This is a genomic window from Actinocorallia aurea (assembly GCF_054783995.1).
This window is the reverse complement of record NZ_BAAGPQ010000020.1, coordinates 71,092-85,532: the sequence shown is the minus strand read 5'-3', so window position 1 is coordinate 85,532 and position 14,441 is coordinate 71,092. Positions and strand designations below refer to the sequence as shown.

The 14,441-nt window shown below is 70.8% G+C and carries 14 protein-coding genes; 10 read left to right on the top strand and 4 right to left on the bottom strand.

Annotated elements, in window-relative coordinates:
• Nucleotides 1-115: 115 nt before the first annotated feature.
• From ACYVOM_RS24430 to ACYVOM_RS24415, 4 genes are read left to right on the top strand one after another with little or no spacing between them, the layout of a single operon-like run.
• Nucleotides 116-1,033 carry an enoyl-CoA hydratase gene (locus ACYVOM_RS24430; RefSeq protein WP_460305816.1) on the top strand — a complete coding sequence of 306 codons (918 nt, stop codon included), beginning with the start codon at nt 116-118 and terminating at the stop codon, nt 1,031-1,033.
• Nucleotides 1,030-2,193, top strand: coding sequence for an acyl-CoA dehydrogenase family protein (locus ACYVOM_RS24425; RefSeq protein WP_460305815.1), 1,164 nt, complete (start codon nt 1,030-1,032; stop codon nt 2,191-2,193). The genes ACYVOM_RS24430 and ACYVOM_RS24425 overlap by 4 nt, the downstream gene beginning before the upstream one ends.
• On the top strand, nt 2,190-3,203 hold the full coding sequence (locus ACYVOM_RS24420) for an acyl-CoA dehydrogenase family protein (protein ID WP_460305814.1): 1,014 nt from the start codon (nt 2,190-2,192) through the stop codon (nt 3,201-3,203). The genes ACYVOM_RS24425 and ACYVOM_RS24420 overlap by 4 nt, the downstream gene beginning before the upstream one ends.
• A gap of 10 nt (nt 3,204-3,213) precedes the next feature.
• Nucleotides 3,214-4,341: an acyl-CoA dehydrogenase family protein gene (locus ACYVOM_RS24415; protein WP_460305813.1), complete on the top strand. Its 1,128-nt coding sequence runs from the start codon at nt 3,214-3,216 to the stop codon at nt 4,339-4,341.
• 86 nt (nt 4,342-4,427) lie between these two features.
• On the opposite strand, the gene ACYVOM_RS24410 is transcribed toward ACYVOM_RS24415, so the two are convergent.
• Nucleotides 4,428-5,513: an NAD(P)H-dependent flavin oxidoreductase gene (locus ACYVOM_RS24410; protein ID WP_460305812.1), complete on the bottom strand. Its 1,086-nt coding sequence runs from the start codon at nt 5,511-5,513 to the stop codon at nt 4,428-4,430.
• A 104-nt stretch (nt 5,514-5,617) separates the two neighbouring features.
• Between ACYVOM_RS24410 and ACYVOM_RS24405 the strand changes: the two genes are divergently transcribed.
• Nucleotides 5,618-6,499 (top strand): CoA transferase subunit A, encoded by an 882-nt coding sequence (locus tag ACYVOM_RS24405; protein WP_460305811.1) that lies wholly within the window; start codon nt 5,618-5,620, stop codon nt 6,497-6,499.
• A gap of 3 nt (nt 6,500-6,502) precedes the next feature.
• Nucleotides 6,503-7,258 carry a CoA-transferase subunit beta gene (locus ACYVOM_RS24400; RefSeq protein ID WP_460305810.1) on the top strand — a complete coding sequence of 252 codons (756 nt, stop codon included), beginning with the start codon at nt 6,503-6,505 and terminating at the stop codon, nt 7,256-7,258.
• A gap of 40 nt (nt 7,259-7,298) precedes the next feature.
• Here ACYVOM_RS24400 and ACYVOM_RS24395 read toward each other — a convergent pair whose 3' ends face one another.
• A complete protein-coding gene (locus ACYVOM_RS24395; protein WP_460305809.1) occupies nt 7,299-7,925 on the bottom strand; it encodes a TetR/AcrR family transcriptional regulator in 627 nt (208 codons plus the stop codon).
• Nucleotides 7,926-8,007: 82 nt separating this feature from the next.
• Between ACYVOM_RS24395 and ACYVOM_RS24390 the strand changes: the two genes are divergently transcribed.
• Nucleotides 8,008-9,621 carry an AMP-binding protein gene (locus ACYVOM_RS24390; protein ID WP_460305808.1) on the top strand — a complete coding sequence of 538 codons (1,614 nt, stop codon included), beginning with the start codon at nt 8,008-8,010 and terminating at the stop codon, nt 9,619-9,621.
• Nucleotides 9,622-9,675: 54 nt separating this feature from the next.
• Here ACYVOM_RS24390 and ACYVOM_RS24385 read toward each other — a convergent pair whose 3' ends face one another.
• Complete coding sequence (locus tag ACYVOM_RS24385; protein ID WP_460305807.1) at nt 9,676-10,473, bottom strand: SDR family oxidoreductase; 798 nt, start codon at nt 10,471-10,473, stop codon at nt 9,676-9,678.
• An 8-nt stretch (nt 10,474-10,481) separates the two neighbouring features.
• Nucleotides 10,482-11,240 carry an enoyl-CoA hydratase family protein gene (locus tag ACYVOM_RS24380; RefSeq protein WP_460305806.1) on the bottom strand — a complete coding sequence of 253 codons (759 nt, stop codon included), beginning with the start codon at nt 11,238-11,240 and terminating at the stop codon, nt 10,482-10,484.
• A 147-nt stretch (nt 11,241-11,387) separates the two neighbouring features.
• Here ACYVOM_RS24380 and ACYVOM_RS24375 point away from each other — a divergent pair, with 147 nt between their 5' ends.
• The 3 genes from ACYVOM_RS24375 to ACYVOM_RS24365 all read left to right on the top strand — a co-directional run bounded on the left by ACYVOM_RS24375 (nt 11,388) and on the right by ACYVOM_RS24365 (nt 14,421).
• Nucleotides 11,388-12,296, top strand: a complete 909-nt coding sequence (locus ACYVOM_RS24375) for an SDR family oxidoreductase (RefSeq protein WP_460305805.1) — start codon at nt 11,388-11,390, stop codon at nt 12,294-12,296.
• A 71-nt stretch (nt 12,297-12,367) separates the two neighbouring features.
• Nucleotides 12,368-13,588, top strand: a complete 1,221-nt coding sequence (locus ACYVOM_RS24370) for an acetyl-CoA C-acetyltransferase (protein WP_460305804.1) — start codon at nt 12,368-12,370, stop codon at nt 13,586-13,588.
• Entirely contained in the window at nt 13,585-14,421 is an 837-nt protein-coding gene (locus tag ACYVOM_RS24365) for a MaoC/PaaZ C-terminal domain-containing protein (protein WP_460305803.1), read from the top strand. The genes ACYVOM_RS24370 and ACYVOM_RS24365 overlap by 4 nt, the downstream gene beginning before the upstream one ends.
• The last annotated feature ends 20 nt before the right edge of the window (nt 14,422-14,441 follow it).

The following is a 14,441-nucleotide window of genomic DNA, read 5'->3' as shown; positions in this document are numbered from 1 at the left end:
CCCGCGGTGTCGCCGCTGAGCGGGAACGCACATGTCTAATCAAACATTTGTTTGGTATACGTGTACCGGGACGTTTTACGCAACCCCGATGACCGCTCAGAGGGAGACAGAATCGATGGGCACCGAACAGACCGCCGAGAAGGCGGAGCAGCTTGGGCAGACGCCGGACGCCGGCACGGCGGAACCCGTCGTCCTTTACGAACGGCGCGGCCCGGTGGCCGTGGTCACGTTGAACCGCCCGCAGTACCGCAACGCGCAGAACTCCAAGGTCACCTACGCCCTCGACGCGGCGTTCATCCGCGCCGTCGACGACGACGAGGTGAAGGTGATCGTCCTGGCCGGGGCGGGAGACCACTTCTGCGCCGGGCACGACATCGGCACCCCCGAACGTGACATCGACGAGTCGTTCGAGCGCAAGGCCGTCATCTGGTGGGACCACACCGGTAAGGCGGGAGTCGACCGTCGCCTCGCCCGCGAGGCCGAGGTCTACCTCGGGATGTGCCGCCGGTGGCGGGAGATCCCCAAGCCCATGATCGCCATGGTCCAGGGCGCGTGCATCGCCGGCGGGCTCATGCTGGCCTGGTCCTGCGACTTCATCGTCGCCTCCGAGGACGCCTTCTTCGCCGACCCCGTGGTCCGCATGGGCATCCCCGGCGTCGAGTACTTCGCCCACCCGTGGGTGATGAATCCGCGGGCCGCCAAGGAGTTCCTCTACACCGGTGACAGGTACGACGCCGCCCGCGCTCGTGAGCTGGGCATGGTCAATCATGTCGTGCCCCGCGAGGAGCTGGAGGCGCGGACCTTCGCCGTCGCCGAGCGGATCAGCGGCATGCCCGCCTTCGGGCTCGCTCTGACCAAGAAGGCCGTCAACCAGGCCGAGGACCTCCAGGGCATGCGGGCGGGCATGGACTCGGTGTTCGGCCTCCACCACGCCGCGCATGCGCACAACGCCGAGATCGAAGGGGACTCGCTCGCCGGACTCGACGCGCGCGCGATGGCCAAAACTAACAAGCGTTCGGGTGGCGCTCGATGAACCTGGATCTCGACGACGCGCACCGGGCGTTCCGCGACGAGGCGCGCGCCTGGCTCAGCGCCCATGTGCCGACCGGGCCTCTGCCGCACATGGACACGGCGGAGGGGTTCACCGCGCACCGGGAATGGGAGCGCGCCCTCTCCGAGGGCCGCTGGTCCGTGGTCTCCTGGCCCGAGTCGTTCGGCGGACGCGACGCCTCGTTGCTCCAGTGGGTGCTCTTCGAGGAGGAGTACTACCGCGCCGGGGCACCGGCGCGCGTCTCCCAGAACGGCATCTCGCTGCTCGCCCCGATCCTGTTCCATTACGGCACGCCCGAGCAGAAGGAACGCTATCTGCGTCCGATGACCGACGGCACCGAGATCTGGGCGCAGGCGTGGTCGGAGCCCGAGGCCGGCAGCGACCTGGCCTCGCTGCGCGCCTCCGCGGTCCGCGACGAGGACCGCGGAGGCTGGGTGCTGAACGGCCAGAAGACATGGAGTTCCCGCGCCTCGTTCGCGCATCGCGGCTTCGGGCTCTTCCGCACCGACCCCGCCGAGCAGCGGCACCGCGGCCTCACCTATTTCCTCTTCCCGCTGGACGCCGAGGGCATCACGATCAGGCCGATCGTCAAGCTGGACGGGCATCCGGGATTCGCCGAGATCTTCTTCGAGGACGTGTTCGTCCCCGACTCCGACGTCCTCGGCGCGCCCGGAGACGGCTGGCGCGTCGCGATGAGCACGGCGGGGAACGAGCGGGGCCTGTCGCTCCGGTCTCCCGGCCGCTTCCTCGCGGCGGCCGACCGCCTCACGGCGCTCTGGAACGCGAGCGATGACGCTTGCGCATCCGCGGGCGAGCGGGTGGTGGACGCCTGGATCGCGGCGCAGGCCTATCGCCTGTACACCTTCGGCGCCGTGGCAAGGCTGGAGGACGGCGGCGACATCGGCGCGGACGGCAGCGTCAACAAGATCTTCTGGTCCGAACTCGACATCCGCCTCCACGAGACCGCCCTGGACCTCATGGGCGCCCGCGGTGAGCTGAGGGGTCCGAGTGCCGAAGCCGAAGGCGCCTGGATGGACGGCTACCTGTTCTCCCTGGCCGGCCCCATCTACGCCGGGACGAACGAGATCCAGCGCAACATCGTGGCCGAGCGCCTGCTCGGCCTGCCGAGGGGAACCCGATGAGATTTGCACCGACCGAGGAGCATCGTGAGTTCGCCGCGTCGCTCGAGGATCTGCTGAAGGCCTCCGATGCTCCGGCAACGGCCCGGGCCTGGGCCGACGGCGATCACCGGCCCGGCCTCGACCTCTGGCACAGGCTCGCCGATGTCGGCGTCACCGCGCTGGCCGTTCCCGAGGAGCACGGCGGCCTGGGCGCCGACACCGTCTTCCTGACCGCGGCCTTCGAGGCTTTGGGCAGGCACGCCGTGCCCGGACCGTGGATCGAGGCCGTGGTCCTTGCCCCGTCTCTTCTGGCCGGTCTGCGGTCCCGCTCTCAGCCGACGCCGTCGCTCGCGGACATCTCCGAGGGAAAGGCGGTGGTCACGGCGGCCGCCCCTCCGCTGGCGCCCTACGCGCCGGACGTCGACGTGGCCCGCTGCGTCCTCCTGCTCGACGGCGCCGCAGTACACACCGCAGAGGCAGGCGAGATGCTCGGTTCGGTCGACCGGGCCCGGAGGCTTTGGACGGTCCTCCCCGGACCGGAGGTCGGTCGGCTGTCACCGGAGGACGCCGAGCGGTCTTTGGACCTCGCCGCCATCGCCTGCTCGGCCCGCCTCCTCGGGGCCGGTGAGCGCGTCCTTTCCGAGGCGGTCGACTACGCCAAGGCACGGCGGCAGTTCGGCCGCGTCATCGGTGAATACCAGGCGGTGAAGCACGCCCTCGCCGACGTCAGGGTGGCCCTCGACTTCGCCCGGCCGCTCCTGCACGGAGCGGCCGTCACCTTCGATGCCGGCCGTCCTGATGCGGCGCGCGATGTGTCGGCGGCCAAGGTCGCAGCGTCGGACGCCGCCTATCTGGCGGCGCGGACCTCTCTTCAGGTCCACGGAGCCATCGGCTACACCGAGGAGCACGACCTCGGGCTCTGGCTCACCGGGATCCGCGCCCTCGTGTCGGCGTGGGGCACACCCGCCGCGCATCGGGCCCGGATCCTCGCAGCGATCACCGCGCAGAACCCCCTTCCCTCCCCCGCATGAGGAGCCCCAGATGTACTTCGGATTGAGTGAGGAGCAGGCCGAGTTGTCAGCGACGGTTCGCGCTCTGCTCGAACGGCACGCCGACAGCGCCGCCGTCCGCGAGGCGGCCGACGGGGACCTCGGCCACGATCCGGCGCTGTGGTCGCTGCTCTGCGAGCAGATCGGGGTCGCCGCGCTCGCGGTCCCCGAGCAGTACGGCGGCGCGGGGTTCGGCTACTTCGAGACGCATGTCGTCCTGGAGCGCCTCGGGTACGCGCTCGCCCCCACCCCCCTGCTCGGCTCGGGCGTGCTCGCCGTTCAGGCCCTGATGCGCTCCGGCGATGCCACGGCCTGCGCGAGGCTGCTGCCCGCACTGGCCTCAGGCGAGTGGATCGGCGCGCTGGCCTGGGCCACCGCCGACGGTGCCTGGCACCTTGACGACTCGGATGTGCTCGCCGAGACCACGTGGACCGGAACGACCCTTTCCGGCACCGCCCACCTGGTCCTCGACGGCTCCACCGCAGACGTCCTCCTGGTCGTGGCGAGAAACGCCCCCGGCCGAGTGGGCCTCTACGAGGTGGATCCCTCCGCGCCCGGAATACAGCGAGACCCTGTCCCGGGAATGGACGGGACCCTGCGCTTCGCCCAGGTCCGCTTCGATGGCGCTCGGGCCACGACCCTGGCCCTCGACGCACGGAGCCTGCTGGCCGAGGTGCGGGATGTGGCAGCGGTCGCCGTCAGCGCGCTTCAGGTCGGGGCGGCTCAGCGCGGGCTGGACATGACGGTCCGCTACGCAGGCGAAAGGGTGCAGTTCGGCCGACCGATCGGGTCGTTCCAGGCGCTGAAGCACCGGATGGCGGACATGCTGGTGCAGGTCGAGACCGCCCGCACCCTGTCCTGGGCGGCGGCGTGGGCGGTCGCGCAGGGAGACCAGGACTCGGCCGAACGTGCCGCCGCGGCGAAGGCATGGTGTTCGGACGCCTTGAACGAGGTCGCCGGCGAGACCGTGCAGCTGCACGGCGGCATCGCGGTCACCTGGGAGCACGACGCGCAGATGCTCTTCAAACGGGCGCACGCACTCTGCCAGCTCTTCGGCGGGCCCGACGAACAGCGGCGTCGCTACTTCGACCTTCTCAACCTCGCCGGGACACCGGGCTGAGAAGCCCGAGAGGGCCCGGGATCAGTCTCCCCCGGGCCCTCCCAGCCTCCACGCGGATCACGACGGTCATCCGGGGCTGCTCCGCATCAGTGCCGAGGAGCGCCCTCAAGCCGCTTCAGGACGTCCCCGGCGTCGGCGACGATGCGGGAGAGCAGCTCAGCGCAGCTCGGCAGATCGTCGATGAGGCCGACCACCTGCCCGGTGGCCATGACCCCGATGTCCGGTCGGCCCTCGAGGAGAGCCGTGCGGTAGAGCATCGGCGCGTTCGCCGCCATGACGACCTGGCTCCACGTCAGGCCGTGCTCCCGGCGCATGGTCAGCCCTTCGCGGATGATGTCCGGCCAGCGGGTCCGGGACATCCGCTGGAAGGCCACGGCATTGCGCGCGGCGCGCAGCAGGCGTCCCGGCGCCGAGCTGCGTTCCAGGGCCTCGATGGCGGGTCCGCGCACGACGCGTTGCGGCACTCCGTCGATCTGGAGGGTCAGCACGGTGTCCTCCACCCGCTTGGTGAGGTACTCCTTCTTGACCACCTCGGCGACGGGAGACTCCTTGGTGAGCAGGAAGCGGGTCCCCATCGCGATGCCGTCCGCGCCGTAGGCGAGAGCGGAGACGAGGCCGCGGCCGTCGCAGTAGCCGCCTGCCGCGATCACCACTATGTCGGTGACGTCCCGTGCCTGCGGCAGCAGGAGGCTGGTCGGCACCGGGCCGGTGTGCCCGCCCCCTTCCCCGCCCTGCACGATCACGGCGTCCGCGCCCCAGGCGGTGACCTTCTCGACGTGCCTGCGCGCGCCGGTGGAGGGCACCACGACCATGCCGCCGTCCTTGCAACGCTTGATCAGATCCTCGCGGGGGGCGAGCGCGAAGGAGGCGACCCTCACGCCCTTGCGGATCATGAGATCGACCCGCTTGACGACGTCCGGCTGATCGGCTCGCACATTGACGCCGAACGGGCGTTCGGTCAGCGCCTGCACCGTGTCGATCGCTTCGGCGAGCTCCTCGTACGACAGCAGCCCGGCGCTCAGGATTCCGAGCCCTCCCGCGTTCGCCGTGGCGGCGGTCAACCCGGGGTCGGACACGTACCCCATGCCCGTCTGGACGATGGGATAGTCCACGCCGAACAACTCCGTGGCCCGCGTCCGCAGCGCGGGATGCAGCTCAGATTCCAAGGACATCCGGCGGCCTCTCTTTCAAACAAATGACCGTTTGGTGCATACTGCTGCCCCAGGATGCCCGAGCGAAAGCTACAAATCAACATTCGTCGGCAAGGAGCCGTGTCATGTCAGCTACGTCGAGAGACAAGAGGATGTCCCTTGAGGACTTCACCTCGACGATCGAGTCGGGAATGACCATCGGTGTGGGCGGCTGGGGGTCGCGGCGCAAACCGATGGCCCTCGTGCGCGCGCTGCTGCGCAGCGACGTGAAGGACCTCACGGTGATCAGCTTCGGCGGCCCGGACGTCGGGCTGCTCTGTGCCGCCGGCAAGGTGCGGAGACTGATCTACGGTTTCGTCTCCCTGGACAGCATCGCGCTGGACCCGCACTTCCGGGCGGCCCGCGAGAGCGGATCCGTCGAGATCTCCGAGTACGACGAGGGCATGTTCGTCTCCGGGCTCCGCGCCGCCGCCCAGCGCCTGTCCTTCCTGCCGAGCAGGGCCGGGCTCGGTTCCGACGTGCTCACCATGAACCCGCATCTGAGGACCGTCGTCTCGCCCTACGATGACGGCGAGGAGTACGTGGCGGTGCCCGCACTGCGCATGGACGCCGCGCTGATCCACCTCAACAGGGCGGACGCCTCCGGCAACGGCCAGTACCTCGGCCCCGACCCGTACTTCGACGACCTGTACTCGATGGCCGCCGACCGCTGCTACCTCAGCTGCGAGCGGGTCGTGCCGACCGCCGACCTCCTCACCGACGCCCCCTTCCAGTCGCTGCTCGTGCGACGCATGTACGTGAGCGGGGTCGTCGAGACGCCGCGCGGCGCCCACTTCACCTCCTGCGTGCCCGACTACGAGCGCGATGAGGCCTTCCAACGTGAGTACGCCGCCGCGGCCGGGGACGCGGAGCAGTGGCGCTCGTTCTCCGAGACCTACCTCGCCGGGAGCGAGGACGACTACCAGACCGCCGTCGCGACCCGCGGCGACGTCGAAAGGAGTGCCTGAGCCATGGAGTTCACCCGAGCCGAGGTCTGCGTCGTCGCCGCCTCCGATTCCTGGGCGGACGCCGGCGAGGTCCTCGCCCACGCGGTCGGCACCGTTCCCATGGTCAGCGCCCGGCTGGCCCGCCTGACCCACTCGCCCGACCTGGTCCTGTCCGACGGCGAGGCGTTCTTCATGAACGAACCCGCTCCCCTCGGAGCAACGGCCGCCGCGGGCGGCGTCGTCGAGGCATGGGTGCCGTTCCGCGACATCTTCGGGGTCCTGCAGTCCGGTCGGCGGCGCAGCATGATGGGCGCCAGCCAGATCGACCGCCACGGGAACCAGAACATCTCGTGCATCGGCGACTGGCGCAAACCGAAGCGGCAGCTCATCGGGGTGCGCGGAGCTCCCGGCAACACCGTCAACCACCGGACCAACTACTGGGTCGCCCGGCACTCACCGCGCGTGTTCGTGGAGAAGGTCGACGTGGTCTCGGGGGTCGGGAACGACCGGGCGCGGGAGGCCGGACCGGCGGCGCTGCGCTTCCACGACCTGGGCGTGGTCGTCACCGACCTCGCGGTCTTGGACTACGACGCCGACGGGCTGCTGCGGATCCGTTCGGTGCATCCCGGTGTCACCGTGGAGGAGGTGCAGAAGGCGACCGGGTTCTCCATCGACGGAAGCGCCGCGGTCGAGACGCGGAACCCGACCGAGGAGGAACTGCGGCTGATCCGTGAGGTGATCGACCCGCGCGGACTCCGCTCGCGCGAGGTTCCCGCCTGAGCTCGCCGTACCTCCGGCCGCCCCTCGCGGGGCGGCCGGATCAGATCAGGCCACCGTAGAGGAGCTCGAGATACTGATCGGCGAGCGCGTCGCCGCGGAACTGCCCGCCGGGGCGGTACCAGCGCACCGCGGACCAGATCGCGTCGCGGATGAACAGATAGGCGAGCTTCACGTCGAAGTCGGGCCGCACGATGCCCGACATCTGCCCGGCGGTGAGCACGCGCAACCAGATCTGCTCGATCCGCAGACTGTAGTCGCCGACGTAGGCGAAATCCTGATGCCGCAGGAGGTTGTCGGTCTCGTTCTGGTAGACCGCCACCTCGTGCGGGGTGTCCTGGATGGTGAGGAAGGAGATCCGGATGAGCTCACTGAGCGTCTCGCGGGGGTCGTTGCCGGCCTTCTCCACCGCGCTGAACCGCCCGTGGAGGCCGACGAGGAACTCCTGGAGGATCGCGTCGAGGATCGCCTCCTTGGAGCTGAAGTGGTGGTAGATGCTCCCGGCGAGGATGCCCGAGGCGTCGGCGATGTCGCGCATCGTCGTCTCCGCGTAGCCGCGCGTGGCGAAGAGCTCCGCCGCGACGCCGAGCAGCTGCTCCCGCCGGTCGGCCCGGGCACTGGTCCGGCCGGTCCGCTTCTGTGCCGCCTCACGCGGCTTGGTCCCCGCCATCGCGGCCTCCTTCGGTGGACGGGCTGGTCAGCAGCCCGGACACAGCATACTGAACAAACATTTGGTGAAGGTCTGGAGTAAGATGAACGCCTTCGATCACACGGCGACCGTGCCGGCCTTGCTGCGCGAGGCCACCTGGAGGTATGGCGAGCGCCTGGCCGTCGTCGACGGCGGTCGGCGCTGGTCCTACGTGGATCTCGCGTCAGCGGTGGAACTGGCGGCTCGCTCTTTCCTGGCGCTCGGCATCCGGCCGGGCGACCGCGTGGCGCTGTGGATGCCCAATCGCGCCGAGTACGTGATCGCCTTGCTCGGCGCCCTCTCCGCGGGCGCCGTGGCCGTCCCCATGAACACCCGGTACCGCGGTTACGAGGCGACGGAGATCCTGGCGAGGTCGCGAGCGTCCGCGCTGATCACCGCGAACGGCTTCCTGGGGATCGGCTTCCTCTCGATGCTCCGCGAGGCGGCGGGCCGGGAGGGCGGCGGTGCGCTGATCCCGGGTCTTCCCCACCTCACAGCGATCGTGGACGTCCCGGGTGCCGGGAGCACGGAAGGGGTGTCCTCGCTCTCGTGGGAGGACTTCCTCGGCCAGGGGCTTCGCGTTCCCTCCGACGCGGCCCGGAAGGCCGCCGAACTCCTGGAACCCGAGGCCTTGTGCGACATCCTCTTCACCTCCGGGACCACCGGCCGCCCCAAGGGGGTGATGAGCTCCCACCGCCAGACCGTGGACGTCGCCCGGATCTGGGCCGAAGGAGCCGGTCTCACGCAGGACGACCGCTACGGCATCGTGAACCCGTTCTTCCACAGCTTCGGCTACAAGGCCGGGATCATCGCGGCTCTGGGCTCCGGAGCCGCGCTCTATCCCATCGCGGCGTTCGAACCGGGCGAGTTGCTCACCCTCATCGAGGCCGAAGGCCTGTCCGTGCTCCCCGGAGTGCCGACCATGTTCACATCGCTCCTTGAGGATCCCCGCCGCCCGGACCATGATCTGTCGTCGCTGCGTTTCGCGACGGCGGGGGCGGCGAACGTCCCGGCGGACCTCTTCCACCGGATGCGCCACGACCTCGGCTTCGACGAAGTCGGGCAGGCCTACGGGCTCACCGAGTGCGTGATGGTGAGCCGCTCGCGGCCGAACGAGGACCTGGACCATCTGGCCCTGACCACGGGACCGGCGGCTCCCGGTGTGGAGATCCGCCTGGCCGACCCGGGCACCGGTGGGCCCGTTCCCCTCGGCGCGGACGGCGAAGTCCTCGTGCGCGGCCGGAACGTCATGCTCGGCTACTTCGAGGACGACGAGTCCACGAGAGCGGCGATCGACCCGGACGGCTGGTTGCACACCGGGGATGTCGGCAGGTTGGACGAGCACGGCTGCCTCAAGATCACCGATCGGCTGAAGGACATGTTCACCGTCGGCGGGTTCAACGTCTACCCGGCGGAGGTGGAGGCGGTTCTCCGCGCCCTCCCCGAGATCTTCGAGGCCGCCGTCGTCGATCGCCCGGATCCGCGGCTCGGCTCCGTACCCGTCGCGTTCGTCGTGGCCGCGCCCGGATCCGTGGTCGATCCCGCAGAGGTCATCGCCCACTGCCGGCACCGGCTCGCGGGCTTCAAGGCGCCGCGCGAGGTGGTGATCGTGCACGAACTTCCCCGCAACGCGGGCGGCAAGGTGCTGAAGACCGACCTTCGCGCTCGGACGTCCTGAAAGACGAAGGCCGGGTGGCGCCTGCCGCTGCGCGCACCCGGCCTTCCGCTCGATCTAACCGTCGGCGACGGGGCTCGCGGCCAGGCGTTCGGTGCCCGGGGCGTGCTGGAGGAACGCCGGCCATTCACCTCCGCCGTCGACGTTGAGGACCGCGCCGCTGATGTGCCCCGCCAGCGGGGACGCGAGCAGTGCGCAGGCCGCGCCGACGTCGGCGGGAGTCCCGAACACGCCTCGCGGGATCGTGGCGGCCACGCGGGCACGGGACTCGGCGTCGCCGTAGTGGTCCTCGCTCGCCTCGGTCTCGATGAGTCCGCAGCTCACCGCGTTGACGCGCACACGTGGCGCCCACTCCACGGCGAGGCTGCGGGTCAGGCTCTCCAGCGCCGCCTTGGCGGCCCCGTAGACGGCCGTTCCGGGACTCGCGCGCCTGGCGCTGATCGAGGTGATGTTGATGACGGACCCGCCGCCGTCCGCCGCTTCCAGATGCCGATGGGCGAACTGCGAGACGAAGACCGCGGACAGGAAGTTCAGGTCGGTGACCCTCCGGTGGAAGCGGGGTGACGCGGAGGCGAACCCGGTGAAGGGCCCTCCCCCCGCGTTGTTCACGACCACGTCGATGCGCCCGTTGCGTTCCGCGGTCTGTGCGACCCAGCGGGCCACCTGGTCCTCGTCCCGCACGTCCACGGCGGTGAACCGCGGGCCGCCCGGCTCGGAGTGCTCCGGAACCGTGCGCCCGCAGGTCTCCACCACGGCACCGGCCTCCAGGAAGGTCCGGGCCACTCCCGCGCCCACACCGCGGGTGCCTCCGGTGAGCAGGACGACGCGTCCGGCCAGATCGATGCCCAGTGCCATGCCCGCCCTCAGCTCGTGCTCAGGGGCTTGCCGGTCTCCACGAAGGCGTCGCGATGACGGTCGGCGACGCCCGACAGACTCAGCTCGAAGGTGAAGCCCTGTTCGAACCGGTAGGACCTGTTGACGTCCACCGGGTCGATGCCGTTCAGCGCCTCCTTGGCCGCTCGCACGACGACGGTGTCCTTGGCCGCGATCTCCCGAGCGAGTTCGAGGGCCGTCTCGTCCAGCCGCTCACGCGGGACCACCTGGAAGACCGACCCGTACGACGCCAGTTGAGCCGCTGTGATCGTCCGTCCGGTGAAGTACAGGGTGCGCAGCAGGTGCGGAGGCACCAGGCGCGCCAGATGGGTGCCCGCTCCCAGCGCTCCCCGGTCCACTTCGGGAACGCCGAAGTAGGCGTCCTCGCTGGCGATGATGGTGTCGGAGTTCCCGACGAGCCCCACACCTCCCCCGAGGCAGAACCCGTGGACGGCGCTGATGACGGGAACCGCGCACTCGTAGATGGCCTTGAAGGCCGCGTAGCAGCCGCGGTTGACACCGATGAGCGCGTCGAAGCCGGGTGTGCGCTGGAGTTCCTTGATGTCGACGCCCGCGTTGAATCCCCGGCCTTCGGCCCGGAGGACGACCGCCGCGGTGCCCTGGTCGGCGCCCGCCTCTCGCACCGCGTCCGCGAGGCCGTGCCAGCCCGCGACCGGAAGCGCGTTGACCGGCGGGAAGTCCATGGTGATGACGCGGACGCCATCCTGTTCGACCGAGGTGAGGCCCATGGGTTGTCCTTTGTTCGAGGTGCCGTATTCGAGGGGCGGGGTCCCGCTACCATCCAAATGTTTGTTAGGTAGCCTAGCAGGACGCGCAGCGACGCCACCGGTCACCGCCCCCGGCTACCGGACACGCTGCCGAGCAGAAGGAGAACTATGAGCACGATCTGCGAGGGCAGGGTCGCCGTGGTCACCGGCGCCGGCCGTGGTCTCGGCCGCGCGCACGCACTGGAGCTCGCCCGCCAAGGGGCCAAGGTGGTCGTCAACGATCTCGGCACCGGCGCCGACGGGGTCGGCGCCTCGGCCGGCCCCGCCGCGGACGTCGTCGCGGAGATCCACGCCCTCGGCGGAGAGGCCGTGGCGAGCACCGAGGACATCACCGACTTCACCGGCGCCACGCGGCTGATCGAGCAGGCGATCGACACCTTCGGCGCACTCGACGTCCTGGTGAACAACGCGGGCTTCCTGCGCGACCGGATGCTGGTCAACACCTCCGAGCAGGAGTGGGACGCGGTCATCTCGGTGCATCTCCGCGGCCACTTCGCCCCGCTTCGGGAGGCCTCCCGCTACTGGCGCGCAGAGGCCAAGGCCGGACGAGCCCGGCAGGCCCGGGTCATCAACACCTCCTCGGGCGCGGGCCTGCAGGGCAGCGTCGGCCAGACCACCTACAGCGTGGCCAAGGCGGGTATCGCAGCCCTCACCCTCGTCGCCGCAGAGGAGCTCGGACGGTACGGGGTCACGGTGAACGCGCTCGCCCCCTCGGCGCGCACCCGGATGACGGAGGGAGCCTTCGCCGAGAAGATGGCGCTGCCCGCGGACGGGTTCGACGCCATGGCCCCCGAGAACGTCTCTCCCGTCGTCGCCTGGCTCGCCTCGGCCGACTCCGCAGGCATCACCGGCCGCGTCATCGAAGTGGAGGGCGGCCGGATCTGCGTGGAGACGGGCTGGCGCCACGGCCCGTCGCTGGATCTCGGTCGACGCTGGAAGGCCTGCGACGTGGGCGCGGCGGTTCGCGGCCTGCTCGCCGAAGCTCCCGTGCCGGAGCCGGTGTACGGCTCGGCCTGAGAACATTACCGAACTATCGTTTGCTCGGACCGATGCGTCGAGCGCTCGGTTCCCCCCACACGGAGGTTTTGATGCCAGAAGCCGTCATCGTCGCAACGGCCCGCTCGCCCATCGGGCGGGCCTACAAGGGGTCGCTGAAGGACCTGCGGCCGGACGACCTGCTCACCCAGATCGTCGCCGCGGCCCTCGCTCAGGTCCCCGCGCTCGACCCTGCGTCGCTGGACGACCTGATGGTCGGCTGCGCGCAGCCCGCCGGAGAGCAGGGCTACAACATCGCGCGGCAGACCGCGATCGCGCTCGGGCTCGACGGGGTGCCGGGCACGGTAGTGCAGCGGTACTGCGCCTCCAGCGTGCAGACCACGCGGATGGCGCTGCACGCGATCCGGTCCGGCGAGGGCGACGCGTTCGTGTCGGCCGGGGTCGAGTGCGTGTCCCGCTACTCCCACGGCAAGTCCGATGGCGCTGAGGGCACCCACCACCCGCGCTACGCGGAGGCCGAAGCCCGCAGCGCCGGTCGGACCGGCGCCGGCGTCCCGGTGTGGACGGACCCGCGCGCGGAGGGCCTGCTGCCCGATCCGTACCTCGCGATGGGGCAGACCGCCGAGAACGTCGCGCAGGTCCGCGGGATCAGCCGCGAGCGGCAGGACGCGTTCGGGGTCCGCAGCCAGCACCTCGCCGAGAAGGCCCTCGCCGACGGGTTCTTCGACCTCGACATCACGCCCGTGACGCTGCCGGACGGCTCCGTCGTCGCGCGTGACGACTGCCCGCGCGCCGGGGTCACCGCTGACTCCGTCGCCGGGCTCAAGCCGGTCTTCCGGCCGGACGGGACCGTCACCGCCGGGAACTGCTGCCCCCTCAACGACGGGGCCGCCGCCCTCGTCGTCGTGTCCGACCGCAAGGCCGCGGAGCTGGGGCTGACGCCGCTGGCCCGGCTCGTCTCCACCGGGGTCTCCGCGCTCTCCCCGGAGATCATGGGCCTCGGACCCGTCGACGCGATGCGCCAGGCCCTCGCCCGCGCCGGGATCACCGCGGCCGACCTCGACCTGATCGAGATCAACGAGGCCTTCGCCGCCCAGGTCCTGCCCACCATCGACGACCTCGGCCTCGACGAGGACAAGGTCAACGTCCACGGCGGCGCCATCGCCCTCGGCCACCCCTTCGGCATGACCGGCGCCCGCCTCACCACCACCCTCGTCAACGGCCTCCGCCGCCACGACGGCCGCTACGGCGCCGTCACCATGTGCGCCGCCGGCGGCCAGGGCATGGCCCTCATCGTGGAGCGCCTGTCATGATCGACGGGAGCGCCCGGCCTCCCGGCACGGACGAGTCCGCCGGAGCCTGGGCGGGGCGGCACCTGGGCGAGCGCACGGTCACTTGGACCGAGCGCGACGCGGTCCTCTATGCGCTGGCCGTCGGCGCCCAGGCCGAGGAACTCGACCTCGTCTATGAACGTCGCCTGCGCGTCCTGCCGACGTTCGGTCTGACCTTGGCCCAGTGGGCGCCCGACGCGCTCGGCGGCCTCGGCGCCTTCGACGTCGGCACCACCCTGCACGGGGCCCAGCGCCTGGAGGTCGCAGCCCCGCTGCCTCCGCGCGGGGAGACGACGCTGAGCGCCAGGGTCGCGGCGGTCTGGGACAAGGGGACCGCGGCGGTGTTCGAAGTCGAGGTGGAGTCCCCCTATTTCACCGCCACCTGGTCTCTCTTCGCCCCGGGGCGCGGCGGGTTCGGTGGCGAGCGCGGCCCTTCGGCCGCCTCCTCCCCCGACGGGCCCGGGGACGATCTGCGGACTTCGGTGCCGACCTTCCCCGAGCAGGCCGTTCTGTACCGGCTCTGCGGCGACAAGCACGCGCTGCACGTGGACCCGGAAGCGGCCCGCGCGGCCGGCATGGACCGGCCGATCCTCCACGGGCTGTGCACGATGGCCGCCGCAGGGGTCGGCCTCGCGCGTGCGATGGACGAGCATCCGGCGGACCTGCGCGAGATCGGTGTGCGGTTCACGGCTCCGGTCATCCCGGGAGACGTCCTCGAGGTCGGCGCCTCGCGCTCCGGACGTGCGGCGGCTTTCTCGGTCGAGGTCGCGGGGCGGACCGTCCTGCGAGGCGGAACCATCGGATTCGGGAGCTGACGCCGAGCCCGGGCCGTGGC